The 24,205-nt window shown below is 69.5% G+C and carries 24 protein-coding genes; 10 read left to right on the top strand and 14 right to left on the bottom strand.

All coding sequences use genetic code 11. From position 1 onward, the window contains the following. The first annotated feature begins 55 nt into the window (after window positions 1-55). Window positions 56-514 carry a hypothetical protein gene (locus JIN95_RS03410; RefSeq protein WP_095636528.1) on the top strand — a complete coding sequence of 153 codons (459 nt, stop codon included), beginning with the start codon at window positions 56-58 and terminating at the stop codon, window positions 512-514. 33 nt (window positions 515-547) lie between these two features. Here the strand turns inward: JIN95_RS03410 and JIN95_RS03405 are convergent, their stop codons facing one another. Beyond that, window positions 548-1,573 carry an aldo/keto reductase gene (locus JIN95_RS03405; RefSeq protein ID WP_200530515.1) on the bottom strand — a complete coding sequence of 342 codons (1,026 nt, stop codon included), beginning with the start codon at window positions 1,571-1,573 and terminating at the stop codon, window positions 548-550. Between the two features lie 145 nt (window positions 1,574-1,718). On the opposite strand from JIN95_RS03405, the gene ileS reads away from it, so the two are divergent. The 3 genes from ileS to JIN95_RS03390 all read left to right on the top strand — a co-directional run bounded on the left by ileS (window position 1,719) and on the right by JIN95_RS03390 (window position 6,097). Further along, window positions 1,719-4,871, top strand: a complete 3,153-nt coding sequence (gene ileS, locus JIN95_RS03400) for an isoleucine--tRNA ligase (protein ID WP_200530514.1) — start codon at window positions 1,719-1,721, stop codon at window positions 4,869-4,871. Between the two features lie 170 nt (window positions 4,872-5,041). Beyond that, window positions 5,042-5,551, top strand: coding sequence for a GNAT family N-acetyltransferase (locus JIN95_RS03395; RefSeq protein ID WP_095636525.1), 510 nt, complete (start codon window positions 5,042-5,044; stop codon window positions 5,549-5,551). Between the two features lie 51 nt (window positions 5,552-5,602). Beyond that, window positions 5,603-6,097, top strand: coding sequence for a hypothetical protein (locus tag JIN95_RS03390; protein WP_200530513.1), 495 nt, complete (start codon window positions 5,603-5,605; stop codon window positions 6,095-6,097). Between the two features lie 33 nt (window positions 6,098-6,130). Here JIN95_RS03390 and lrpA1 read toward each other — a convergent pair whose 3' ends face one another. The 3 genes from lrpA1 to JIN95_RS03375 form a co-directional block, all read right to left on the bottom strand. Then, complete coding sequence (gene lrpA1 / locus JIN95_RS03385; RefSeq protein ID WP_095636523.1) at window positions 6,131-6,559, bottom strand: HTH-type transcriptional regulator LrpA1; 429 nt, start codon at window positions 6,557-6,559, stop codon at window positions 6,131-6,133. A gap of 105 nt (window positions 6,560-6,664) precedes the next feature. Further along, window positions 6,665-7,603 (bottom strand): thiamine pyrophosphate-dependent enzyme, encoded by a 939-nt coding sequence (locus JIN95_RS03380; RefSeq protein ID WP_095636522.1) that lies wholly within the window; start codon window positions 7,601-7,603, stop codon window positions 6,665-6,667. Between the two features lie 3 nt (window positions 7,604-7,606). Further along, entirely contained in the window at window positions 7,607-9,502 is a 1,896-nt protein-coding gene (locus JIN95_RS03375) for a 2-oxoacid:acceptor oxidoreductase subunit alpha (RefSeq protein WP_200530512.1), read from the bottom strand. Between the two features lie 195 nt (window positions 9,503-9,697). Here JIN95_RS03375 and dph5 point away from each other — a divergent pair, with 195 nt between their 5' ends. From dph5 to JIN95_RS03360, 3 genes are all read left to right on the top strand, one after another. Continuing rightward, window positions 9,698-10,495, top strand: coding sequence for a diphthine synthase (gene dph5, locus JIN95_RS03370; protein ID WP_200530511.1), 798 nt, complete (start codon window positions 9,698-9,700; stop codon window positions 10,493-10,495). 111 nt (window positions 10,496-10,606) lie between these two features. After that, entirely contained in the window at window positions 10,607-10,993 is a 387-nt protein-coding gene (locus tag JIN95_RS03365; RefSeq protein WP_095636519.1) for a CBS domain-containing protein, read from the top strand. 114 nt (window positions 10,994-11,107) lie between these two features. Continuing rightward, window positions 11,108-11,482 (top strand): CBS domain-containing protein, encoded by a 375-nt coding sequence (locus JIN95_RS03360; RefSeq protein WP_095636518.1) that lies wholly within the window; start codon window positions 11,108-11,110, stop codon window positions 11,480-11,482. Between the two features lie 32 nt (window positions 11,483-11,514). Here JIN95_RS03360 and JIN95_RS03355 read toward each other — a convergent pair whose 3' ends face one another. The 9 genes from JIN95_RS03355 to JIN95_RS03315 form a co-directional block, all read right to left on the bottom strand. Beyond that, window positions 11,515-12,762 carry an MgtC/SapB family protein gene (locus JIN95_RS03355; RefSeq protein WP_095636517.1) on the bottom strand — a complete coding sequence of 416 codons (1,248 nt, stop codon included), beginning with the start codon at window positions 12,760-12,762 and terminating at the stop codon, window positions 11,515-11,517. Window positions 12,763-12,991: 229 nt separating this feature from the next. Beyond that, a complete protein-coding gene (artA, locus tag JIN95_RS03350) occupies window positions 12,992-13,954 on the bottom strand; it encodes an archaeosortase A (protein ID WP_095636516.1) in 963 nt (320 codons plus the stop codon). 155 nt (window positions 13,955-14,109) lie between these two features. Beyond that, on the bottom strand, window positions 14,110-14,562 hold the full coding sequence (locus JIN95_RS03345) for a transcription elongation factor Spt5 (RefSeq protein WP_008004357.1): 453 nt from the start codon (window positions 14,560-14,562) through the stop codon (window positions 14,110-14,112). Beyond that, entirely contained in the window at window positions 14,562-14,738 is a 177-nt protein-coding gene (locus JIN95_RS03340) for a protein translocase SEC61 complex subunit gamma (protein WP_006628863.1), read from the bottom strand. Before JIN95_RS03340 ends, JIN95_RS03345 begins: the two co-directional genes overlap by 1 nt. 145 nt (window positions 14,739-14,883) lie before the next feature. Next, window positions 14,884-16,038 (bottom strand): cell division protein FtsZ, encoded by a 1,155-nt coding sequence (gene ftsZ / locus JIN95_RS03335; protein ID WP_095636515.1) that lies wholly within the window; start codon window positions 16,036-16,038, stop codon window positions 14,884-14,886. 160 nt (window positions 16,039-16,198) lie between these two features. Then, entirely contained in the window at window positions 16,199-17,578 is a 1,380-nt protein-coding gene (locus tag JIN95_RS03330) for a D-aminoacyl-tRNA deacylase (RefSeq protein WP_200530510.1), read from the bottom strand. A gap of 356 nt (window positions 17,579-17,934) precedes the next feature. Next, entirely contained in the window at window positions 17,935-18,885 is a 951-nt protein-coding gene (locus JIN95_RS03325; protein WP_095636513.1) for a calcium/sodium antiporter, read from the bottom strand. A gap of 130 nt (window positions 18,886-19,015) precedes the next feature. After that, on the bottom strand, window positions 19,016-19,210 hold the full coding sequence (locus JIN95_RS03320) for a hypothetical protein (protein ID WP_200530509.1): 195 nt from the start codon (window positions 19,208-19,210) through the stop codon (window positions 19,016-19,018). A 97-nt stretch (window positions 19,211-19,307) separates the two neighbouring features. Further along, window positions 19,308-20,237, bottom strand: a complete 930-nt coding sequence (locus JIN95_RS03315; protein WP_200530508.1) for a PhzF family phenazine biosynthesis protein — start codon at window positions 20,235-20,237, stop codon at window positions 19,308-19,310. 115 nt (window positions 20,238-20,352) lie between these two features. Between JIN95_RS03315 and JIN95_RS03310 the strand changes: the two genes are divergently transcribed. Both JIN95_RS03310 and JIN95_RS03305 read left to right on the top strand, forming a co-directional pair. After that, the gene (locus JIN95_RS03310; RefSeq protein ID WP_095636510.1) at window positions 20,353-21,702 is read left to right on the top strand and encodes an alkaline phosphatase family protein; all 1,350 of its coding nucleotides are present in this window, start codon (window positions 20,353-20,355) and stop codon (window positions 21,700-21,702) included. 11 nt (window positions 21,703-21,713) lie between these two features. Then, window positions 21,714-22,283, top strand: a complete 570-nt coding sequence (locus JIN95_RS03305) for a hypothetical protein (protein ID WP_200530507.1) — start codon at window positions 21,714-21,716, stop codon at window positions 22,281-22,283. Between the two features lie 46 nt (window positions 22,284-22,329). Here the strand turns inward: JIN95_RS03305 and JIN95_RS03300 are convergent, their stop codons facing one another. Further along, the gene (locus tag JIN95_RS03300; protein WP_200532101.1) at window positions 22,330-23,070 is read right to left on the bottom strand and encodes a hypothetical protein; all 741 of its coding nucleotides are present in this window, start codon (window positions 23,068-23,070) and stop codon (window positions 22,330-22,332) included. Between the two features lie 221 nt (window positions 23,071-23,291). On the opposite strand from JIN95_RS03300, the gene JIN95_RS03295 reads away from it, so the two are divergent. Beyond that, a complete protein-coding gene (locus JIN95_RS03295) occupies window positions 23,292-23,966 on the top strand; it encodes a DUF6517 family protein (RefSeq protein WP_095636507.1) in 675 nt (224 codons plus the stop codon). The last annotated feature ends 239 nt before the right edge of the window (window positions 23,967-24,205 follow it).

The raw sequence follows: 24,205 nt of genomic DNA, 5'->3' as shown, positions 1-24,205 counted from the left end.
CCCCGAGGCGACGCGCTCCCGTAGCGTTTTGGGCCGCCGGCGCGGAGGGTGACACATGACCCTCGACGTCGACCCGCCGGAGCCGCCAGAACTCGCCGCCGTCGACCCCAACGAGTACGAGGACGCGGAGGTCGCGGGCGGGGAGTACCGCCGCGACGAGCTGGAGGCGTTCCTCCGCGAGGGCGCGTGGGAGGAGGCGTTCGCCGAGTGGGCCGCCGGCAGCGACATGGACGAGGCGGACTGGCGGATCGCCCTCGACCTCGAGTTAGTCTCCCGATTCGACTTCTTCTGGGACGACTTCGCCGACCGCGTCGGCTACCACGCGCCCGGGCTCCCCGAGGACTGGAAGGAACGCGACCTCCACCCGGACCTGGACTCGTGGGGCACGGTCTCCGCGATCAACGCGGGGCTCACGGAGCTCGGGCAGATCGTCTGCGAGACGCTGAAAGAGGAGTACATCGACTGGGAGGCGGAGTTCGACGCGCCCGACGACCTGCCCGACTTCGACGAGTAGAGCGGAAAGTTCGGGCGGTCTCGCTTCTCGCGCTCAGTGTCCCCAGAGGTTCCCGTCCGAGTCGTACCGCGCGTCCATGATCCGATCCCACTGTTCGTCGGAGAGGTCGAGGTCGGTCGCCGCCACGTTCTCCGCGAGCTGGTCGGTCGTCCGCGCGCCGACGATGGGGACGCAGGCGAACTCGTCCCACTCGGTGAGCCACGCCAGCGCGACCTGCGCGGGCGTCGCGTCGAGTTCGTCGGCGACCTCCCGGACCGCGTCGAGCACCTTCCAGCCGCGCTCGGAGAGGTAGAAGCGCTCGAACCGGTCGTCGAAGCTCGCCCGCGAGCCGTCCGGCGCGATCACCCGCTCGGGGTCGTCGGGATCCGCGCGCTCGTACTTGCCCGTGAGGAACCCGCCCGCGAGCGGGGAGTACGGACAGACCGCCAGGTCCTGGTCGGCGCACACGTCGAGGTACTCCTTCACGTCCTCGTAGTAGCCGGCGTGGTGGAGCGGCTGGACCACGTCGAAGGAGGCGTAGTCGTTGACGTCGGCGGTCCACAGCGCCTTCGTCAGCTGCCACGCCGCCATCGTCGACGCGCCGAGGTGGTGGACCTTCCCCTCCGAAACCAGCTCGTCGAGGACGCGCATCGTCTCCTCGATGGGCGTCTCCTCGTCCCAGCGGTGGATGTAGTACACGTCGAGGTAGTCGGTGTCGAGCCGGTCGAGCGTCCCCTCGACCTGCGCGCGAACGTGTTTTCGCCCCAGTCCGGAGTCGTTGGGGCCGGGCTCGCCGCACCCGTCGAACGGGAAGTACACCTTCGAGGCGATCACGTAGTCCTCGCGGTCGCGCTCCGCGAGCCACTCGCCGACGTACTCCTCGCTCGTCCCGTGCGGCGTCCCGTACACGTTGGCGGTGTCGATGAAGTTGATCCCGTGGTCCGCGGCGGCGTCGAGCAGCTCGTGTGCCTCCTCGCGGCCCGTCTCGACGACGCCGTTCGTCTCCCGCCCGAAGCGCCACGTCCCGAAGCAGAGCTCGGAGACGCTGAGTCCCGTGTTACCGAGCCGTCGGTATTCCATGGTCACACGTCTCGCCCGCGATTTATAAACCGTGGCGGCAGCGGCGAGCGACGCGGGAGGTCGGATCGCGTCCGCCCCCGCCAATCCGTGCCACACACCCACGTAACTCCGCCGTATTCAAATATCCGCGCCGAAACCGATCCGTATGGACGAGATCGACGACCAGTACACGCCCGCGGACGTCGAGTCCGGGGTCGACGAGTACTGGGACGAGACGGACGCCTACGAGGCGGCGAAGGAGGCGCACGCCGACGACCCGCCCTTCTTCTTCGTCGACGGGCCGCCGTACACCTCCGGACAGATGCATCTCGGCACGGCGTGGAACAAGACGCTGAAGGACGCGATCATCCGCCACAAGCGGATGACCGGCCACCGCGTCACCGACCGCCCCGGCTACGACATGCACGGACTCCCGATCGAGGTGAAAGTCGAGGAGGAGCTCGGCTTCGAGAACAAGCGCGACATCGAGGAGTACGGGATGGAGTCGTTCATCGAGAAGTGCAAGGAGTTCGCCCTCGAGAACCGGGCGGCGATGGACGAGGACTTCAAGTCGATCGGGGCGTGGATGGACTGGGACGACCCCTACGAGACCATCTCGCCGGAGTACATGGAGGCCGCGTGGTGGGCGTTCTCCGAGGTCGCCGACAACGGGCTCGTCGAGCAGGGGAAACGCTCCATCTCGCAGTGCCCGCGCTGCGAGACCGGGCTCGCCAACAACGAGGTCGAGTACGAGGACGTCGAGGACCCCTCCATCTACGTGAAGTTCCCGCTCGCCGACCGCGAGGGGAGCCTCGTCATCTGGACGACGACGCCGTGGACGATCCCCGCGAACACCTTCGTCGCCGTCGACGAGGAGCTCACCTACAACGCGGTCCGCGCCGAGAAGGGCGGCGAGGAGGAGGTGCTCTACGTCGCCGAAGAGTGCGTCGAGGACGTCCTCACCGAGGGCCGCTACGAGGAGTACGAGGTCGAAGCCGAGCTGACGGGCGAGGAGCTCGTCGGCTGGGCGTACGACCACCCGCTCGCCGATCACGTCGCCGAGTACCCGGACTTCGAGGGCGCCGGGCAGGTGTACGCCGCCGACTACGTGGAGGCCGACCGCACCGGACTCGTCCACTCCGCGCCGGGCCACGGGGAGGAGGACTTCCACCGCGGCACCGAGCTCGGACTCGAGATCCGCTGTCCCGTCGGCCCGAACGGCGAGTTCACCGAGGCCGCCGGCGAGTACGCCGGGAAGTTCGTGCGCGACGCCAACGACGAGATCATCGACGACCTCGTCGCCGACGGCCAGATGCTCGCGCACGGCACGGTGAACCACAGCTACGGCCACTGCTGGCGGTGTGACACCGGGATCATCCAGCTGGTCACCGACCAGTGGTTCATCTCGATCACGGACGTGAAAGCGGACCTCCTCGACAACATGGAGGACTCGGAGTGGCACCCGCAGTGGGCCCGCGACAACCGCTTCCGCGACTTCATCGAGGACGCGCCCGACTGGAACGTCTCCCGCCAGCGCTACTGGGGCGTCCCGATCCCGATTTGGGTGCCGGAGGACGCGGAGTCCGGGAACCTCGACGACGACATGATCGTGATCGGCACCCGCGAGGAGCTCGCCGAGCGCGTCGAAGAGGACGTCGACCCCGAGTCGATCGACCTCCATCGGCCCGCCGTCGACGACCTCACGATCGTCGAGGACGGGACCACCTACCGCCGCGTCGAGGACGTGTTCGACGTGTGGCTCGACTCCTCGGTCGCCACGTGGGGCACGCTCGGCTACCCGAGCGACGAGGCGGCCCACGACGAGCTGTGGCCCGCCGACCTCATCGTCGAGGCGCACGACCAGACCCGCGGCTGGTTCTGGTCGCAGCTCGGCATGGGCACCGCCGCGGTCGGCGAGATCCCCTACGAGGAGGTCCTCATGCACGGGTTCGCCAACGACGAGGACGGCCGCAAGATGTCCAAGTCCGTCGGCAACATCGTCACGCCGGAGGAGGCGATCGAGCGCGCCGGCCGCGACCCGCTCCGCACCTACCTCCTCAGCCACGACCAGCAGGGCGTCGACCTCTCGTTCGAGTGGGAGGGGCTCGGGGAGATCCAGGGGAAGCTCAACATCCTCTGGAACGTGTTCCGCTTCCCGCTGGAGTACATGGAGCTCGACGGCTACGACCCCGCCGCGGCCGACCTCTCGGACGGCGAGCTCGAACTCGTCGACGAGTGGGTGCTCTCGCGGCTCCAGTCCGTGGAGGCCGAAGTCACCGAGGCGTGGGCCGACTACCGGGTCAGCGACGCCGTCAACGCCGTCGTCGAGTTCGTCACGCAGGACGTGTCGCGCTTCTACGTGAAGGCGGTCCGGGACCGCATGTGGGAGGAGGCCGACTCCGCCTCGAAGCGGGGCGCCTACGCGACGCTCGCGACCGTCCTCGACGAGGTGACGCGGCTGCTCGCGCCGATCGCGCCGTACATGACCGAGCGCATGTACCAGACGCTCGACGGCGAGGCGACGACGGTCCATCAGCTCGCCTACCCCGAGCCCGACGACGGGCTCCGCGACCCCGAGCTCGAACGCGACGTGGCCGTCCTCCGCGACGTGGAGGAGGCCGCCGCGAACGCGCGCCAGCAGGCCGGCCGCAAGCTCCGCTGGCCCGTGCCGCGCGTGGTCGTCGAGAGCGACGACGAGGACGTCACGGCCGCGGTCGAGCGACTCTCGGAGCTGATCGCCGAGCGCGTCAACGCCCGCGAGGTGACCGTCACCGACGCCTTCGACGAGCTCGTCGAGACCGCCGAGCCGCAGATGGCGGCGATCGGTCCCGCCTTCGGCGCCGACGCCCAGAAGGTGATGGAGGCGGTGCAGGGCGCGACCCGCGCCGCGGTCGAGGGCGGCGAGGTGACCGTCGACGGCGAGCCCGTCGACCTCGACGAGGAGATGGTCGAGTACGTCGCGGAGCCGCCGGAGCATGTCTCCGGCGCCGACTTCGACGGCGGATCCGTCTACGTCGACACCTCCCTGACGCCCGAGATCGAGGCCGAGGGGTACGCCCGCGACGTGATCCGGCGGGTCCAGGAGATGCGCAAGGAGCTCGACCTGGACGTTGAGGCCCGGATCCGCGTCGGCGTCGCGGTCGACGACGACCGGATCGCCGGGTTCGTCGACGAGCACGCCGACCTGATCGCCGGCGAGGTGCGCGCCGACGCGTGGCTCGACGACCCGAGCGACGCCGCGGACGCGGACGGCGGCCTCGTCGAGGAGTGGGAGGTCGAGGGCGTCGCGGTCACGATCGGGATCGAACCGGTCGCGTGACGACTCGATCGGGATCGTCCCGGACGAACACGAGTCGATTCGTGTGAACGGGGGCGCGTCAGACGCTTAATCCCCGTGTAACTGATCGTTTTCTCGATTTTCTCCTTCGGTCCCCTGTGAAACGTTGCCGACCCGAAACCTATAGGTGACTTCTTTACCCACGGTCGTACATGCATGTCCGGGCGGCCCGGCCCGACGACGCAGAGGCGCTGCGAACGGCGGTCTCGCGAGCCCGCGAGGCGACCGTCTTCGACGACATCGGAGCTCCCCTGCTCGACGTGTCCGCCGCCGGCGTCCGCGAGGCCGCCGCGGAGGCCGAGTGGTCGTTCCTGATGGAAGGGGAGGACGGACCGATCGGCGTCGCCATCGCCCATCCCGACGCCGACGACGCCGCGGAGGGGTCGGGTGCCCCCGGCGCGGACGGGGGTCGCGAGGCCGAACTGCTCGCGCTGTGGGTCCACCCGAACCACGCGGGCGAGGGCGTCGCGAACGAGCTGCTCGCGCGCGTCGCGTCGTCGGTGGCGGACTACGGCGTCGGGACCCTTCGCGCGACCGTCCCCGCCGACAGCCCGGGCGCCACCGAGTTCTTCAGCGCGCACGGGTTCTCGCACCGCGGCACCCGTCGCGGCCCGGCCGGCGACGAGTCGATCGTCGTCGCCGACGTAGAGGCGCTCCGGTGACCGCGCCGCGGACGGGTCGGACTGAAGTGGTCGCCGGCCGAACCGCCGTCCATGACCGGCGCTGACATCGGGACGGCCTTCCTCGTCGCGCTCGGCGGCACGCTCGTGATCGTCGCCCTCGCGAGCCTCCCAGCCGGGAGTCGGCTCCGCAGGCTCTACGGGGTCGACGACCGCGACGACGCGGGCGCGCGGGCGAACGCCGTCGTTCTCGGGGGAACCGGGGCGTTCCTGCTCGCGCTCGCCGCGGCGATCGCGTTCGAGGTCCCCGAGCGACTCGTCGCGGCCGGGGCGTTCGGCGTCGCCGCGGTCGGGACGGCGACGCTCGGCTGGCTCGTCCGCTACCGCGACCGACGCGAGCTCCTGACGACGCCGGACGTGAGTCGCGAGCGGGCGCGGCGGCTCGGCGGCGCGGCGATGTGGACCGGGGCGCTGCTCTGTCTCCCGCTCGCGGGGATCCTGCTCGGGGCGACCGAATCCGAGATCGCCGGCGCGGCGCTGGGCGCGACGGCGGTTGCGGGGGTGCTCATCGCGCTCGCCTACCGGTAGAAAGGGCCAGTCCGCTCCGAGGACCGGTCCGGCTTACTTCAGTCGTTCCTGGAGGAAGGAGGGGTGCGCCGCGGTGACGCCGTCGATCGCCAGCAGCTTCTCGGAGATGACGTCGCCGAGCTCGTCGCCGTCGCCGGCGCGGACCTCGGCCATCAGCATGTGGTCGCCGGAGGAGGTGTACAGCGCCTGCACTTCGTCGAGCTCCTTCAGCTTCCGGGTCGCGCCCACGTACTTCCCGGAGTCGACGTCCATCCCGACCATCGCGATCGACTGCGAGGAGAGCTTCTTCGGGTCGATCTCCGCGGAGTAGCCGACGATCACGCCCTTCTCCTCCAGTCGGTCGATGTACTTCCGCACCGTCGGCTTCGAGACGTCGGCCCGGTCGGCGATCTCCGCACAGGAGGCCTGCGCGTCCTCCTCTAACACCGACAGGATCCGTTCTTCCGTCGATACCGTACTCATGACCACCACTTTGTCTCCACGGAAAAAATACCTTGCGAACCGAAAAACGAGACGAACGGACGGCGAATCGCGTCGGGATCGGTCAGGGATCCCGGGTAGGCGGCCTCAGGCGTGCTTGTCGAGGAACATGTCGTGGGAGCGCTCCCACTCGTAGTCGTCGTCCCAGTAGCGCTCGGCCAGCGGCTCCTCGGGCATCTCGCCGATCGCGCGCTTCTCCTCGCCGTAAGACGGGCGGTCCTCGTCGACGTAGAAGCGGCCGGTGAGGACCTCGCCCTCGTAGAGCGACTCCTCGGTCGTCCGCATCATCTCCTGGGCCTCGACGCGGTCCGTCTTGTCGAAGTCGTAGTCGTCGGACTCGTTGACGTCGATGTAGGGGACGTACTGGCGCGCGTCCTTGTTCCAGGTCGGACACTGGGTGAGGAAGTCGACGTGCGCGAAGCCGTCGTGCTCGATCGCCTCGATGAGGATCTCCTTGGCCTGGTTCGGGTTGACCGCGGCGGTCCGGGCGACGTACGAGGCGCCGGCGTTGAGCGACATCGAGAGCGGCTTGATCGGCTCTTTGGCGCTACCGGACGGCTGCGTCTTCGACTTGTGACCCTTCGGGCTGGTGGGGGAGGTCTGCCCCTTCGTGAGCCCGAAGATCTCGTTGTTGAAGACGATGTACGTCATGTCGTGGTTCTCCCGGGCCGTGTGGATGAAGTGGTTCCCGCCGATCCCGTAGCCGTCGCCGTCGCCGCCGGCGGCGATCACTTCCAGATCGGGGTTCGCGAGCTTCGCGGCGCGGGCCACGGGCAGCGAGCGCCCGTGGATCGTGTGGAACCCGTACGTGTCGAGGTAGCTGTTCAGCTTGCCGGAACAGCCGATCCCGGTACACAGGAGCGTCTCCTCGGGCGTGCGGCCGACCTCGGGGAGCGCCTGCTTGAGCGCCTTCAGGACGCTGAAGTCACCGCAGCCGGGACACCAGGTCGGCTGGGGCTCGACGCCGGGCGTGTACTCGTCGCGGTCGATCTCTCGCTCCTCTCCGATTGCTGAAAACGTGCTCATGAGTTAGTCACCTGCGGCTGGGACGAAGGTGGTCTGATGGCCGGACGCGTCGCCGTCGCCCTCGATGATCGCGGTCTCGAACCCGTCGACGATCTCCGCCGGCTCGAACGGGTTCCCGTTGTACTTCAGCAGGCTCGACAGCTTCTCGCCGTAGCGGCCGAGGTTCTTCTGGACGAGCCCGCGGAACTGTCCGGAGGCGGTCATCTCGACGACGAGCACCTCGTCGACGCTCTCGACGAACTCGGCGACCTGCTCGGTCGGGAACGGGAGCATGTCGGAGACACCGTACGACTTCACCGAGACGCCGGCGTCGTTGAGCCGGCCGACGGCCTCCTCGACGGTGCCCTGCTGGCTGCCGAACGTGAGGATGCCGTACTGAGCGTCGTCGGGGCCGGCGTACGAGCCGGTGTCGACCGTATCGAGGTCGGCGCGGATCGCCTCGAGCTTCTGGGTGCGTCGGTCGATCTGCGCGACGCGGTTGTCGGGCGACTCGGCGATGTGCCCGGTGGGGTCGTGCTCGTTGCCGGTCGCGAGGAAGCGACCGCCCTTCTGGCCGGGGACCGACCGCGGGGAGACGCCGTCCTCGACGTCGTGCTGGAAGCGGTGGAACTTCCCGTCGGCCGAGTGCGGCTCGTCGGCCAGCGCGTCCTCCGAGAGCGTCTTCCCGAGCGTCGGGTTCGGCTCGCGGTCGAAGTGGCTCTTGGGGACGTTCGTCATCTCGCCGCCGAGCTTCTGGTCGTACAGGAGGATCGACGGGATCTGGTACTCGTAGGCCAGCCGGAAGGCGATCCGCGACTGCTCGTACGCCTCCTCGACGGTCCCGGGCGCTAAGACGACGCGCTGGGAGTCGCCCTGTGAGGTGTACAGGACGTGTTCGAGGTCGGACTGCTCCGGCTTCGTCGGCATCCCGGTCGACGGGCCGGCGCGCATGGCCTCGACGAGGACGACGGGCGTCTCCGTCATCTCCGCGAGCCCGAGCGGCTCCGACATCAGCGCGAACCCGCCGCCGGAGGAGCCGGACATGGCCTTCACGCCGGCGTGGGAGGCCCCGACCGCGAGCGCGGCCGCGGCGATCTCGTCTTCCACCTGCTCGGAGATCCCGCCGAGCTTCGGCAGGTTCTTCGTCATGATGGTGAACACCTCGGTCCACGGCGTCATCGGGTAGCCGGCGATAAAGCGGCAGCCCTCGTCGATGGCGCCGTAGGAGATGGCGTCCGAGCCGGACATGAGCAGCTGCGTCTCGTCGTGCTCGCCGGTCGGCACCGACACGTCCGGGGCGTCCACGTCGTACTCCTCGCGGACCTGGTCGTACGCGATCTGGAGGATCTCGAGGTTCGGCTCGAGGATCTTCTCCGGCATCGCGTCGCGCATGAGGTCCTGGACGTGGTCGAGGTCCATCCCGGTCAGCGCGCAGGTCGCGCCGACGCCGGCGGTGTTCCGCATGACCTCGCGACCCTGATCGCGGGCGAGCCCGCGGAGGTCGAGGGGGTATACGTGCCAGTCGTTCTCCTCGGCGCGCTCCTCGAAGTTCGGGATCTCGGAGGCGTCGAGGAGTCCCTCGTCGTACACGATGACCCCGCCCTCGCGGAGCTCGTCTAAGTTCTCCGAGAGGGGTTTGATCTCCTCGTTCCCGTAGACGGCCTCCTCCTGCGGGTTGCGGGCGAACGAGTCGCCGAGCGCGAGCAGGAAGTTGTACCCGTCTCCGCGGGAGTTCACCGGGTCCGCCGACGCGCGGACCTCGGTGTACGTGTGACCGCCGCGGATCCGCGACGGGTAGTGGCGATGCGTGAAGACGTTGAGCCCCGATCGCATCAAGGCCTTCGCGAAGTTCTGGCTGGTCGAAGCGATCCCGTCACCGGATCCCCCCGATATCCGCCAGATGAGTTCGTCGTCAGTCATAGTGGTATGTGAGCCCGTGAGGGCCTCGTAGGTCGACGTTGTGGTGGTTACCTCTTAGGGCTTGCTATGGAATCACAAGATATGATCATGAAGGACCTTGAGGATCGGCCGTCGCCGACGCCCGGTTCGGTCGTGGTCCCCGAGTGCGCGGCGCCGTTCCGCGCCCTTTTACTCGCCGCCCGCCCGACGGGTCGTATGCTCACGTTCATCGGTCTCGGCCTCTACGACGAGCGGTCGATCACCGTCGAGGGGCGCGAGGCGCTCCGCTCCGCGGACCGGGTGTTCGCGGAGTTCTACACCAGCAAGCTGGTCGGCGCCACCGTCGACGACCTCGAGGCGTACCACGACGCGGCGATCGAGGTCCGGTCGCGCGAGGGCGTCGAGCGGGACCCCGAAGCGATCCTCGCGGCGGCCGAAGAGGGCCACGTCGCGTTCCTCACCGCCGGCGACACGATGATCTCGACGACCCACACCGACCTGCGGCTGCGCGCCGAGGACCGCGGGATCGACACCCGCGTGATCCACGGCGTCACCGCCCAGTCGGCCGCGTCGAGCCTCACCGGTCTCCAGAACTACCGGTTCGGCAAGGCGACGACGCTCCCGTTCCCGTACGCCCACGGCGGCGACGACGTGCCGGGGAGCGTGATCGACACGATCGAGGCGAACCGCGAGCGCGGGCTCCACACCGTCGTCTACCTCGACATCAAAGTCGGCACCGGCCCGACCGGGCCCGACCCGGACCACGAGGAGTACATGACCGCGGACGTCGCCGCCGGCCTGCTCGCCGACGGGTGGGAGGACGCGCTCGCCGTCGTCGTCGCCCGCGCGGGGTCGCCCGATTCGGTCGTCGCCGCCGACCGCCTGAGCGCGCTCGCGGACCGCGAGTTCGGCGACCCACTGCACCTGCTCGTGATCCCCGGCGACCTCCACCACGTCGAGGCCGACGCGCTGGCCGGGCTGGCGGGCGCGCCGGCGGACCTCGTCGAGGAGTGAGCGAGCCGCGGGGGCCGGTGGCGACGAAGGGACGACGGAGCGGTGACGAAGGGGCGACGGGACGGGTGACGACCCCACGTTTGATGACCCCGGGCCGCGTTATCACGCCACATGTCTGACCTCGCCGTCGAGCGGCTCATGTCGACCGATCTGCTCACCATCGAATCGGGCGCCTCGGCCGCGACGGCCGCCCGACGGATGCTCGAAACCGGGAAGAACTCGATCCTCGTCGTCGACGGGAGTCGACGACTGAAGGGGTTGATCACCGCGACCGACTTCGTCTCGCTCGTCCGGGAGAACGATCCCGAAGACGAGACGGCGGTCGAGGCGTTCATGACGACCGACGTGGTGACGGTCGAGCCCGACGACACGGTCGAGGAACTCGCCGAACCGACCGTACACGGCTACACCCACCTGCCCGTCGTGGACGGGGAGGGAGAGCTGATCGGGATGGTGTCGACGACCGACCTCACCGCGTTCCTCTCGGGGAAGCGGTAGGCGACCCGTCGGCGGCGCGGGGGACGAGGTCGCCGCCGCGACGCCCGGTGACGACACCACCGTCGCGTTGCACCAGCCGGAAGAGTCATCTGGTGTGGTAACACACAGCAGAGTATGGATCTGGACGACCGGACGCGCGTCAGCGAAGTCATGTCGACGCCGCTGGAAACGATCGGGGCCGACGAACCGCTCAGGCAGGCGGCGCGTCGCATGAGCGACGGCGACATCAGCGCGCTCGTCGTGACCACCGGCGGCGGCTGTATCGTCACCCAAAGCGACATCGTCGGCGCCGTCGCAGAGGGCCGCGACCTCGGCGAGACGGTCGTTCGCGACGTGATGACCGAAGACGTCGAGACCGTGACCCCGGACCTCATGATGGAGGAGGTCGCCGCGATGATGACGATGTACGGCGTGAAACACCTCCCCGTCGTCGACGACGACTACGTGGGGATGGTCTCGTCGACCGACGTGGCCGAACACCTGTCGTGAGCGGGCCGAGACGGCCCACCCTCACGCGGCGGTCATAGGAAGAGCAGCGGTGCGCCGACCGCGATCCCGACCGCGATCAGCGCGAGGTTCCAGAACAGGACCGGACGGACCAGCTCCCGCGCGATGCCCGCCGCGAACGCCGTCTTGACGAGGACGCTCGCGACCGTCCCCGCGACGACCCCCGCGACCGCGGTGTCGACCGCGATCTGACCGGTTCCGAGGAGCGAGACGGCCGTGGTCGTCGCCGTGCCCGAGGAGACTAGCCCCGCGAGGAACGAGGTGGCGACGAACCCGCCGGCGCCGAACGCCCGCTCGGCGCCCGCCGAGACGAGCAGGACGACGAGGAACAGCGCCCCGAACGTCAGGGCGTTCCGGAGGCTGAACGGCGACGTGAGATCCGCCTCCACCGTCGCCCGCCAGTCGCTTCGCCACACCGCGATCGCGACGCCGGCGACCGTGATCGCGCCCAGCGGCGCGCCCACTATCAGGGCGGCCTCGGGGACGAAGGCGGCGACGACCGCGGCGTTCCGGAGGGCCATCGCGGCGTTCGCCAGCAGGATCGAGCCCACCGCGATGTCGAGCAGGTCCGCCCGCCCCTTCGCGCGTTTCGCCATCTCGGCGACGACCGCGGTGGAGTTCACGAGCCCGCCGAAGAAGCCGGTGACCGCGTAGCCGCGCCCCTGATACCGCTTCACCAGGACGTAGTTGACGAAGCCGATGGCGCTGACCGCGACGACCAGCGACCAGATGAGCCGGGGCTGGACCGCGCCCCAGGGGTCGACGGTCTCCGCCGGGAGCAGCGGGAAGACGACGAACGCGAGGATCGTGAACTCCACCGCGCTGCGGACCTCCTCCCGGGAGAGCCCCCACGCGAACTGGTGGAGCTCCCGCTTCAACACGAGCAGCAGCGAGGAGAGCACGGCCACCGTCACCGCCTCGATGAAGAACTCCTCGGCGACGAGCGCGCCGACCCCGTAGGTGACGAGCATCGACACCGACGTGGTCAGCGAGAGCCCGTCGACCTCCTCCTCGACGAAGCTCCGGACGGCGAGCAGCACCGCGCTGGCGACGATCAGCACGCCGCCGACGATCAGGAGCCCGTCGTCGCCGAGCAGGGAGAAGACGGCCGCCGCGAGGCTGATCAGCGCGAACGTCCGGATCCCCGCGGACTTCTGTGACCACTCCCGCTCCAATCCGAGGAACATCCCCAGCGCAGTCGCCAAGACGAGCTTCGCGACGTTCGTCTCGAGGTAGACCAGCGGGTCGACGGCGCTCAACACGGGGCCTCACCTCGCCGCCGGTGTCGTCGACCCCGTCGTCGTCTCCGCCGACCCAACCGTCGCCGACCCAACCGTCGCCGACCCAACCGTCGCCGCACCCCCCGCCGGCCACGCAGCTCCCGTTCCGACCGAGTCGTCGCGTCCATACGCCGAACCACTCGACAGCGGCATCTATAGCTTACTATATATTGATATATAGTTCGGAGAGGCCCGTCGGAGCCGTGCCGCGTCAGCGGTTCGTCGGCTCCCGCGGGAGGTCGAGGGCCTCCGTCAGGTCGTGCTCTTCGCCGGTGAGCAGGTAGAGCACGTCTTCGAGGACGACCACGAGCTCCGGCAGCTCCCGCACCACGAGGAAGGTGATCCCGATCAGCGCCACGACCGCGAGCAGCTGGCTCATGATCCGGTCGGAGATCAGGAAGGACACCCGATAGGGGTCACTCGCACCGAACATCGCCAACACGAGGTCCGTCTGCCACTGCATGTACTGGTTGCCGGAGACGACCGAGATGAACGTCGTCCGGAGGATGTTGAGGACGTAGATGAGCGAGACCGACACCGCGAGCCCGCGGAGCTTCCGCCGCAGGGGCGCCTCGACCGCCGCGACGAGCCCGCCGAAGATCGCCATGCTCCCGAGCCCCGTGCAGGCGAGCACGATGTCGATCCGGTAGGTGTGGCCGTCGTCGAGCGTCCACAGGTAGGCCGCGTTGTACCCCTCGCTGCTCGCCACCCGCTCCGGCGCGTAGCCGAGCAGGTCGATGAGCATCCCGGTCTGGGTCGCGACCGCCTCGATCAGGATCCGGCGGGGTTCGGGGAACGCGACCCCGCCGAGCGTGAACGCGGGAATCGTCTCGAACGGGAGGTAGATGAACAGCATGATCGCGATCGCCCGCGTGAGGGTGAACAGCGACGCCCGCCCGTTGTACAGGAGGTACCCCGCGTACATGCAGGCCGGCACCCCGACCAAGGCGAGGATCGACTCGACGTAGCTCTGGTGCTCGAACGCGAAGTACGGCACCGTCGTCAGCCAGAAGAGCCCGAACAGCGCCCACGTCCCGGCCGCGAGCGACCGGCCCGCCGCCAGCCCGCGGCTGTCGAGCAGCCACGCGACGGCGAAGAGGATCGCGACGAGCCAGGCGAACGTGAACGTGTCCGGCAACAGGCTCAGCGCCGCCGGTACGCCGGAACCGAACATGCCCGACCGTCAGTCGTCGGCGGATAAAGCCCTTGTCGTTACCGACGATCGGATCGCACGACCGACCGCGGCCGCGAACCCCACCGACGGCGAATTCTCGAAGCGACGCTCCGCGCGGGGAAACGCGTTTCCGAAAACGGACCGCTATCGGTCGCTTACCGCTCGTCCGAGTCGAGCACGCGGATCTGGTCGCCGCGGACCGTCACCGGGATCGGAACGGTCGCCTCGTACAGCTCGACGGTCACCTGGTCTTTGCCCTCGTCGATGCGCTGGACGCGGGCCTTCTCGCCCTTGAACGGGCCGGCGATCAGCTCGACGATGTCGCCCTCGGCGATCCCCTCCACGTCGGGTGTCGGCGAGAGGAAGTGCTCGACCTCGGAGAAGGGGCTCTCCGCCGGCCCCTCCGACCCCTGAATCACGCCGCGGGCGTGCGGGATCTCGTCGAGGATCCGGGCGAACACGCTCCCGTCGGTGGCCTCGACCATCACGTAGCTCGTCAGCTGGTCGGGGGCGATGACGGCCTGAATCTCCGGCATCTCCTTCTCCGCGAGCATGTCGGCGACGGTACGCTCCTGGCTCGCGGTGGTCTTGACCGAGAAGATCGGCATTACGCGCCGACCCCCGGCAGGAGGCTCATGATCGCGAACATCAGGAAGCCGATGAAGCCGATGAGTAAGATTCCGGCGCCGGCGATCTTCGACACCTGGAGGAACTCGTCGGTGCTCGGCGTGCTCGCCAGTTTCAGCACCCGAATGTAGCTGTTGAGGTCGTACGGAACGTCCATGTTGCGAGAGAGTTCGAGTCGATCCGGTTTTTACCTTTTGATGCGAGGCGGGGACAGCCGAGAGCGGCCGAATGGACGGAAACGAACGAGAACAACCGGAAGCGACGAGAGACGGACAGAAACGGTCGGCGTTCGCGCCGACGCGTTACTCCACGTAGTCGATGTCTTCCATCTCGGGGGAGCTCCCTTCGGGCGCCTCCCCGTTACGGCCGTAGATCTGCGGCGACTCGACCCCGGTCACGACGATCATAGTCCGCATCTCGCCTTCGAGCTCCTCGTCGACGGAGGTCCCCCAGATGATCCGGGCGTCGGGGTCGATCCGGTCGTAGATCTCCTCGACGACGCCCTCGGCCTCCTCGATGGACATGTCGGTGCCGCCGGTGACGTTCACCAGCGCGGAGTTGGCGCCGGAGATGTCGACGTCGAGCAGTGGAGAGCGCAGCGCGGACTTCACCGAGTCCTGCGCCTTCGAGTCGGAGTCGGACTCGCCGAGGCCGATCATCGCGACGCCGCCCTTCTCCATGACGGTGCGGACGTCGGCGAAGTCGAGGTTGACCAGGCCGGGCATCGTGATGAGCTCCGTGATCCCCTTCACCGAGCGCATCAGCACCTCGTCGGACACCTTGAACGCCTGCCGGACGGGGAGCTTCCCGACCGCGTCGAGCAGGCGGTCGTTGGGGACGACGATGACCGTGTCGGAAACGTCGCGGAGCCGCTCTAAGCCGGCCTCGGCGTTCGTCCGGCGGACCTCGCCCTCGGCCGTGAAGGGGGTCGTGACGATGGCGATGGTGAGCGCGCCCGACTCGCGAGCCGCCTTCGCGACGACCGGCGCCGACCCGGTCCCCGTGCCGCCGCCGAGCCCGGCGGTGACGAACACCATGTCGGAGCCGTCGATGGCGTCCTGGATCTCCTCTTGGGACTCGATGGCGGCCTCCTCGCCGACCTGTGGGAGGGAACCGGCGCCGCGGCCCTGAGTCTTCTGCTGGCCCATGAGGATCTTCGTGTCGGCCTCGATGTTGACGAGGTGCTGGACGTCGGTGTTGGCGGCGACCAGCTTCGCCCCGTGGATCCCCTCCTCGGTCATCCGGTTGACCGTGTTGCCGCCGGCGCCCCCGCAGCCGACGACCGTGATGTTGGTCTGGAGGTCCTGGAGGACGTCCTGCAGCTCCTCGTCGGTCATCGTTCCGGTCTGTGGCGGCGCACCGGCGGCCGCGTCGTTCGCGCCGGCGCCGGCCTCCCCGGCGTCGTCCGCCGGGGATTCCTCGGCTTCGTCGATGGCGTCCTCTACGATAGAGTCCATTATATGGTGTGGTTGCGACCCGGACGTATTTATTTTTGCCCGATCGTCTGACGCGAGTCAGACGGCCGGAGACGGACTCCAGAGCCGACGAAACCCGCGTATCACTGTTCGAAAACGAATGACGGGGCCGCCGATCCGCGAGGCCCCTCCCTCCGAATCGTCACTCGATCGGGAACCGCTCTCTCCGCGCCCGCGACACGTCTTCTGGCGCGACCGTCTCGCCGTCGACGTCGACCGACTCGCCGTTCGCGAGGCGCCCGAACGCCGGGCCCTCCGGGACGCCGCGCTCGGCGGCGAGCCCCGGATCGAACGCGGTCTCGCGGGCGATCACGGCGCCGTCGGCGACCTCGACCGCGTCGTAGCCGCGCTCCAACACCGCCGCCAGCTCCGCGACGAGGTCGTCGTACCCGGGCGACCCCCCGCCGGCGGCGAAGGCGGCCCGCCCCGTCGCCCGCGTCCCGGCCTGCTCGGTGTCGAAGGCGACGGCGTTCGCTTCCACGGCCGCGCGGGCCGCGTCCGCGTCCACGCCCTGCGCCCGCGAGAGCAGTTCGCCCGGCAGCGGTCGGACGCGGATCGCGTCGGGGGACGCGGGGGCGACCTCGCCGAATCGGAGCCCCTCGTCGACCGTCGCGATCTCGGCCTCCAGCCGCTCGACCAAGGACAGCGGGCGATCGCCGACCTCGCGCACCCACGTCTCGCTCACGACGCGGTGGCCGAGCTCCTCGACCGTCGCCGCGAGGTCGGGCCTGTCGCCCTCGATCACGGCCAAGTCCGCGCGGCTCCGCGCGAACGCCTGTTCGATCACGTCCGAGTTCGCGTCGGGCGCGCCCATCTCCCCGAGCGCCCAGTCGGCGCCGATATGACCCACGGCCCACTCGGTCTCGCGGACGATCCGGGTGAATCGCGGGGCGTAGTGGCCGCCGCCGAAGCCGACGACGTGGCGGGGGCGGGTATCGCCGTCGCCGGTCTCACCCGCGCCGCCGATCAGGTCCGCGCCGGTCCCCCGGAGGTCGAGCACCGCCCGCGCGACCGCCCGGGCCGCCTCCGAGTCGGTCCACTGGGGCTCGTCCGAGCCGAGTTCGACGAACAGCGACGGGACGGCGGTCGCGGTCGGGCCGTGGTGCGTGCACTCGATCCCCACCTCGTACCCCTCGGGGGCGTACGCGGCGAGCGCCTCGACGACGCGCTTTTCGGCGCCCGGCGCGGCTCGCGCCAGCGTCTCCGGCTCGCCGCCGTACGGCGCGGGGCCGAAGTTCCCGGTGACGTGGGCGGTCAGCAGTTCCCCCGTCTCGCCGGAGTGCCGGGAGACGAACGCGAGGAACTCGGGGTCGCAGTCGAAGGCGGCGACCGGGTCCTCCAGCTCGATGTGGAGCTCGTCGAACTCCCGCAGCTCGAACCCGTCGGTCCGGTAGTACGTCCCGCCCCCGTCGGCGTCGGGGCGGCTCGGGTCCTCGCGGAGGTCCCAGTCGCCGACATCGAGCAGCTGCTCGCCGATGTGTTCCGAGGCGCTGTCGGCCCGGCTGACGACGATCGCTATCACGGATCGCGGTCGGGGTCGGGCGACCGAATAGGCGTCGATACGAGGTCGACGGAGCAGCGACGGTTTGGCCTGTCTGTCCGGTCGATCGCTTATAAGTGGGCGATGCTGGTTCGGTGGTGAACGCCTCCAAAGCCCCGGCCGCCCCTTTGAGTCCCGCCCCACACCGCAACCGCAGCCTCACACCTCCCCAGCCTCGTCGGTGATCCTTCGCTCCGCTCCGGACCACCGACTCCCTCGCACGTCGGGGTTCGCGCCCGAACGGGCGCTCACCGGCGCGCGCCACCGCCGATGGTCCATCTCGCATTTATAAATGACAGTTGTCTTCGATCGCCGTCTACCCGACGTATTCGCCGATCTCACGGCAGCAGCAGGTAGATGAACGCGACGTAGCCGGCGACGAGGACGCCGCCGTCGACCCGCGAGATGCGCTCGCCGCGGTACATCAGGCCGACGAGCAGCGCGGTGAACGCGAGCAGCGCAGGGAACTCGAAGCCGCGCACGCCGGGGCTCACGCTGATCGGGGTGATGACGGCGACGACGCCGATGACCGCGAGGATGTTGTAGATGTTCGACCCCACGACGTTGCCCACGCTGAACTCGGCCTCGCCGCGGACCGCGGCGACGACGCTGGCGGCCAGCTCCGGCAGCGAGGTCCCCAGCGCCAGCACCGTGAGCCCGATGAAGATGTCGGAGAAGCCCGCGGCCGACAGCAGCGACTGGCCGCCCTCAACGAGCCAGCGCGACCCGAGCACGAGGGCGACGAGCCCGCCGAGGACCGCGGCCGCGTCGCGGGCTCGCGCGTCGGGCATCTCCGCGCGTTCGGCGTCGGAGATCCCGGACTGCGTCTGCTGGACCCGCCGCAGGACGACCGCGGTGAACGCGACGAGGGCGACGAGCAAGAGGACGCCGTCGACCGCGCCGATCCGACCGTCCCAGCCGAGCCCGACGAGGAGCAGCGCGGCGAGCACCATGAACGGGACGTGGCGCTCGAACACCGTCCGCGAGATGTCGAGCGGGCGGATCAGCGCGGAGACGCCCAGCACGAGCCCGATGTTGGCGATGTTGGAGCCGACGATCGCGCCCAGTCCGGTGTCGGTCGACACCGTGATCGCGCCCAGCAGGGAGACGAACAGCTCCGGGGCGGTGGTCGCGAACGCGACGACGGTGACGCCGACCGTCGACGCCTTCAGCCCGACCGCGAGCGCGAGGTCGCCGGCGCCCTTGACGAGCAGCTCGGCGCCGGCGTACAGGAGGGCGGCGCCGCCGGCGAGCAACAGGAGTTCCGTGAGCGGCGACCCGAGTAGCACGGCTCCGGGTTGTCGTCGGCATTTTAAAAAGCGTCGTGGTTCCGGAGCGCCGCTGATGCGGGGAGCGGGACGCGTCGAGAAACGGGACGCGTCGGGGAGCGGGCGCGACGAGGAGCGGGACGCCTGCGACTCAGGCGTGCGTCGCGCGGAACTCGCCGTGTTTCATCCCGACGACGAACGCAACGGCGCCGAAGACGACCATCGAGGGGAGGACCATCATCAGCGTCGTCGAAAGCGCCATCGGCGAGCCGAAGGCGACCCCGGCGGTCCCGAGGGCGATGACGAGCGCGACGATGCCGGCCGCACGTGGAAGGTCGAACTCCATGGCCACGATACGGCTCGCGGACTCCTAAGAGTTCGGCCCGCGGAAACGCCGTCCCCGGAAAGCGAGCCGCATCGCCCACGGTCCGCCGACGCAAGCGCTACGCCTCGATGATCTCGTCGTCGTCGTCCGCCGGCACACGCAGCTCGCCGTCCATCGAGACGACCGCCTTCCCGCCGACGCGAACCGAATCGCCGTCGACGCGGACGCGCACGTGGCCGGGCCGGTCGACGAAGTGGCCCTGCTCGAAGCGCAGCTCGTCGGGGAAGTCGCCGTCGAACGCGCCGACCTCGCGGAGGTAGGCGCCGACCGCGCCGCTCGCGGTCCCGGTGACGGGGTCCTCGGGCACGCCGACCGCCGGGGCGAACGCCCGCCCGTGGAGCGTCGACTCCGCGCCGATCGCGTCGAACGTGAACGCGTACACGCCGGCCGCGTCGTACGCCTCGGAGATCGCCTCGATCGCGGCCGCGTCGGGCTCGGCCTCGCCGAGGCGTTCGAGGAAGTTCACGGGGACGACGAGCCACGGGAGCCCCGTGGAGGCGACCGCGACCGGGAGGTCGGCGCCCACGTCGCGCAGGGCGGCCGGGTCGATCCCGAGCGCGTCGCCGAGGCGGTCGGCGTCGAGGTCGGCTCCCCCGTCGCCGTCGGGATCTACCACGTCCACCGTCGGCGGGTTCTGCCGCATCCAGACGGTCCCGTCGTCGTCGACCGTGACCTCGAGGTCGCCGACGTTCGTCCGGAGGGTCCGGTCGCCGGCGTCGATCGCGCCCTCGGCGAACAGGGCGCCGTACGTCGCGATCGTGGCGTGGCCACAGAGGTCGACCTCGGTCGAGGGCGTGAAGTATCGGAGCCGGTCGTCAGCACCCTCGGCGTCGGACAGAAACGCGGTCTCGGAGGCGCCGATCTCCGCAGCGATCCGGCCCATCTGGTCGTCGCTCAGTCCCGCGGCGTCCGGCACGACGCCGGCGACGTTCCCGGCCAGCGGCTCGTCCGCGAACGCGTCGACGAGAAGCGTGCGTCGCGTCTCCATGCGCCACCGTGACGGGCCGCCCTCAAAAGGGTCCCGAGAGGGGGCGCGGCGTCCGGTCGCGGCGCGGCCGGAGAGCGATGTGAACCCTTTTGCCCTCCACGGCGGATGTACCCCTATGGGCCTCTTCGACCGGCTGCGAGGGAACGACACGCCCCGCGTGGCGTTCATCGGGATCGACGGGCTCCCCCACCGCCTCGTCGCCGACAACCCGGACGCGTTTCCGACGCTGTCGGCGATCGCCGACGAGGGCGACGGGGGACCGATCGACAGCGCCGTGCCGCCGGAATCGAGCGCGTGCTGGCCGGTGCTCACGAGCGGCGTGAACCCCGGCGAGACCGGGGTGTACGGCTTTCAAGACCGCGAGGTCGGCTCGTACGACACCTACGTCCCCATGGGCCGAGACGTGCAGGCGACGCGGGTCTGGGACCGCGCGACCGACGCCGGCCTCGACGCGACCGTGATGAACGTCCCCGTCACGTTCCCGCCCCAGCGGACGGTCCAGCGCATGGTCTCGGGTTACCTCTCTCCCGACGTCGACAAGGCGTCACACCCGGAGGAGCTCCGGGAGTACCTCACCGAGAGCGACTACAGGCTGTCCGTCAACGCGAAGCTCGGCCACCGCGAGGACAAGACGGAGTTCATCGAACAGGCCCGCGAGACCCTCGACGCCCGCGCGGCGGCGTTCTCCCGCTACGTCGAGAAGGACGACTGGGACCTGTTCCTCGGCGTGTTCTCCACCCCGGACCGGATCAACCACTTCCTGTGGGGCGACTACGCGGAGGGAGGCCGGTACCGCGAGGAGGTACTGGAGTTCTACGCCGCCCTCGACGAACACATCGGCGCGATCCGGACGGCGCTCCCGAACGACGTGCGGCTCGTCGTCGGCTCCACCCACGGGTTCGAGCGGCTCCGGTACGACGTGTACTGCAACGAGTGGCTCGAACGCGAGGGGTGGCTCTCGTACGAGGACGGCGACGACCACGGCTCGCTGTCGGACATCGCCGACGGCGCCCGCGCGTACTCGCTCGTTCCCGGTCGCTTCTACCTCAACGTGGAGGGCCGCGAGCCCGACGGCGTCGTCCCCGAGTCGGAGTACGAGGCGGTCCGCGAGGAGCTCCGAGCCGACCTCGAGGCGTGGGAGGGACCGGACGGGAACCCGGTCGCGAAGCGCGTCGTCGAGCGCGAGACGGTGTTCCGCGGCGACCACGACGCCATCGCGCCCGACCTCGTGGTGATCCCGAACGAGGGGTTCGACCTCAAGTCCGGGTTCCGCCCGCACGACGCGGTGTTCGATCCGGACGGCCCCCGGACCGGGATGCACACCTTCGAGGATGCCGCCCTGTTCGTCGATCACCCGGACGCGAAGGTCGAGGACGCGGACCTGCTCGACGTCGCCCCGACCATCCTGCGCCTGCTCGACGTTGACTACGGCCGGACCGACCTCGACGGCGCGAGCCTCGTCTGAGGGCGCCGATCATGGAACGCACGCCGGACGGAACGCCGGTCGGCGTCGACGACCCGTACGCGGTCGCCGGCGTCTGCGACCACCTCACCGACGACGGTCGCTGTCGCTTCGCGCTGACGCGGGCCGGTGACGACCCGGAGTTCGCCGCCGAGCGACGCCGAAACGGCTACGCCTGTCACGTCGGCGCCGACGGCAAGTGGCGCGCGTGTCCGCACTACCGGTCGACGACCGACGGCCGGGAGTGCTACCGGTGCGGGCTGTCGGAGGTCAGGCTTGCCCACGACGACGCCCGGCCGCTGGTGGAGGAACATCACCTCTCGTACGGCGACGCCGAGTCCTCCTCGCTCGACACCGACGGCGCCGAATCTCCCTCAGCCGACACCGACGGCGCCGGCCCTCACGAGATCACCGTCGCGCTGTGTCGCTGGTGTCACACGAAGGTCCACAAGTCGTTCGCCCGGATCGACGACGACGCCAGTCCCGATCCCGAGGCGGTCGCGGCCCGGGAGAGCCGGCGGAGCAAGGAGCAGTCTGAGTCCGCGTTCGAGACCGCGAGCGAGCGGTTCGACCGGGAGGAGTGACGGCGGACGCGGGAGGAAGGGTCGGCGACGGGAGACGGTCAGCGCGTCACCCGTCCGGCTGCGGACGGATCAGGTTCGCCAGCGCGACGAGCAGACCGAGGAACCAGCCGAGCGGGACGGAGATGCCGATCCACATCAGCACGTAACCGAGGCCCGTGACGCCCCACTGCTGCCCGAACGTCTCCAGGTCGAAGGCGCCGCGGAGCGTCTCGTTGATCCCGCCGACGGCGAGGAACGTGTCGAGGATCCAGCGCGCGAGCTCGTAGCTCGGGTCGAGGACCACGTTCGAGATCGAGGGCGTCAGCAGCGCGGCGACGACCGGCGGCAGGAAGATCGCCGTCATCGCGAACGGGTACGCGAGGACGACGCTGACGAACCGACCGCCGAGCTTCGAGAATCCGGCGGCGAGCCCGGCGGCGACGACGGCGACGACGCTGGCGCCGCCGATCCCGAGCATCACCTCCGTCGGCAGTTGGAAGTGCGCGAGGAGGGTGAGCGACCCCCAGACGACCGTGGCGACGATCACCGCGCCGAGCACGCCGAACCGCGTGACCGCCGAGTCGAGCTTCGCCGCGTAGTACCGGGTGGCGAACCCGACGAGCAGGAGGGGGTACGCCACCGCCACGAGCGGGGCTCCGAGGACCGCCCAGAGGTAGTACCCGACCGTCTGGCCGGTGGTCTCCGGCTTCCACTTCCCCAACACCGCGCTCGGATCGAGCTGCCTGGGGAAGACGACCTCCATCCACGTCTCGTGGAGACGGACGACGTCAAGGAGGAGCGCTTCCACCAGTCCGATTTGTCCTCGGCGTTCCATTTGGCTCACCTCGCGCGCGACACACCGTGAACTTTGTGCCTTCGACTCCCCCGCCCGACCGCGACGCGACGCCCCCGAGATCGACCGGCTTCCGAAGCCGCTAGCGCCGGCAGAACGGCCCCGTATCCCGAGATTATCAGATCGCCGTGTCCACGGCGATACGCTTAACCGTTCCAGCGGGCGTACCTATCGGTATGCACAGACGCGGACTGCTCGCGGCGATCGCCGCATCGGGGTCCGTCGCGGTCGCCGGGTGCGCCGGCGCCGGCGGCGAGAACGGCAGCTACGAGTTCGACGCGGAACCGGCCAGCGTTCCGTCCTCGGCGGCGTCCGAAGCGGGATACGAGGGAGAGGACCCGGAGTCGTTCACCCTCGAACAGGAGTTCGACGTTGCCGGCGTGAACGCGCAGGTGTCCGCGACGACGTGGGCCGCCGGGTACGAGAACGCCGACAACGGATCGGCGCTGTTCGTGGCGAGCACGCCCGACGCGTCGGTGGGCGGGCAGTCGGTCAACCCCCTCGTCCGCGCGGACGACACGGAGCTGATCCGACGGCTGTTAGAGCAGGTCGACCAGCAGGGGATCGGCGGCGACGGCACCGACATTGAAGCGAGCGACATCGAGGACCGCGGGTCCGAGACCCGAACCATCCTCGGTGAGGAGGTGGAGATCTCGATCCTCGAAACGACCGTCGACGCGGAGGTCGACGCCGGCGACGGCCAGAGCGGTGAGGTCGAAGACGTTCCGGTGTACCTGTACGTCGGAACGGTCCAACACGAGGAGGACGTGATCGCGCTCGTCGGCGTCCATCCCACCGCCGTCGACGCCTCCGAGTCGCTTTTCTCCCTGATGGAACAGGTCGAACACTAGCCGGGTTCTGCGGACTCCGTTTTAAGCCAGATCTCGCTCGCTGAGACCGTGATCCGCGCCGAGACCAGCGGCCATAACCGCACGATGTCGCTCCTTTCGTCCAAAACATTTCCGCGGACGGAAGCTTCGGAGTCCGCAACCCATTTATAAGTGATCGACCCGAATGCGAACACCTCGCGTTGCGAGAGTACGGTCCGGACTCGCGTCGTCTCGACCTGCGGTCTGGGAGTCCGATAGCC

The sequence above is a fragment of the Halorubrum sp. LN27 genome (genome assembly GCF_016635065.1).
In the GTDB taxonomy this organism is placed as follows: domain Archaea; phylum Halobacteriota; class Halobacteria; order Halobacteriales; family Haloferacaceae; genus Halorubrum; species Halorubrum salipaludis.
This window is presented reverse-complemented; position numbering and strand designations above follow the sequence as displayed.

Coding starts and splice junctions, on each gene's coding strand:
- JIN95_RS03390 (WP_200530513.1), top strand. CDS start 5,603: ATGACCGGCGCTGACATCGGGACGGCCTTCCTCGTCGCGCTCGGCGGC.
- ileS (WP_200530514.1), top strand. CDS start 1,719: ATGGACGAGATCGACGACCAGTACACGCCCGCGGACGTCGAGTCCGGG.
- dph5 (WP_200530511.1), top strand. CDS start 9,698: ATGCTCACGTTCATCGGTCTCGGCCTCTACGACGAGCGGTCGATCACC.
- artA (WP_095636516.1), bottom strand. CDS start 13,954: ATGTTCGGTTCCGGCGTACCGGCGGCGCTGAGCCTGTTGCCGGACACG.
- JIN95_RS03345 (WP_008004357.1), bottom strand. CDS start 14,562: ATGCCGATCTTCTCGGTCAAGACCACCGCGAGCCAGGAGCGTACCGTC.
- JIN95_RS03295 (WP_095636507.1), top strand. CDS start 23,292: ATGCACAGACGCGGACTGCTCGCGGCGATCGCCGCATCGGGGTCCGTC.
- JIN95_RS03310 (WP_095636510.1), top strand. CDS start 20,353: ATGGGCCTCTTCGACCGGCTGCGAGGGAACGACACGCCCCGCGTGGCG.
- ftsZ (WP_095636515.1), bottom strand. CDS start 16,038: ATGGACTCTATCGTAGAGGACGCCATCGACGAAGCCGAGGAATCCCCG.
- JIN95_RS03395 (WP_095636525.1), top strand. CDS start 5,042: ATGCATGTCCGGGCGGCCCGGCCCGACGACGCAGAGGCGCTGCGAACG.
- JIN95_RS03375 (WP_200530512.1), bottom strand. CDS start 9,502: ATGACTGACGACGAACTCATCTGGCGGATATCGGGGGGATCCGGTGAC.
- JIN95_RS03380 (WP_095636522.1), bottom strand. CDS start 7,603: ATGAGCACGTTTTCAGCAATCGGAGAGGAGCGAGAGATCGACCGCGAC.
- JIN95_RS03405 (WP_200530515.1), bottom strand. CDS start 1,573: ATGGAATACCGACGGCTCGGTAACACGGGACTCAGCGTCTCCGAGCTC.
- lrpA1 (WP_095636523.1), bottom strand. CDS start 6,559: ATGAGTACGGTATCGACGGAAGAACGGATCCTGTCGGTGTTAGAGGAG.
- JIN95_RS03320 (WP_200530509.1), bottom strand. CDS start 19,210: ATGGAGTTCGACCTTCCACGTGCGGCCGGCATCGTCGCGCTCGTCATC.
- JIN95_RS03360 (WP_095636518.1), top strand. CDS start 11,108: ATGGATCTGGACGACCGGACGCGCGTCAGCGAAGTCATGTCGACGCCG.
- JIN95_RS03305 (WP_200530507.1), top strand. CDS start 21,714: ATGGAACGCACGCCGGACGGAACGCCGGTCGGCGTCGACGACCCGTAC.
- JIN95_RS03410 (WP_095636528.1), top strand. CDS start 56: ATGACCCTCGACGTCGACCCGCCGGAGCCGCCAGAACTCGCCGCCGTC.
- JIN95_RS03340 (WP_006628863.1), bottom strand. CDS start 14,738: ATGGACGTTCCGTACGACCTCAACAGCTACATTCGGGTGCTGAAACTG.
- JIN95_RS03315 (WP_200530508.1), bottom strand. CDS start 20,237: ATGGAGACGCGACGCACGCTTCTCGTCGACGCGTTCGCGGACGAGCCG.
- JIN95_RS03365 (WP_095636519.1), top strand. CDS start 10,607: ATGTCTGACCTCGCCGTCGAGCGGCTCATGTCGACCGATCTGCTCACC.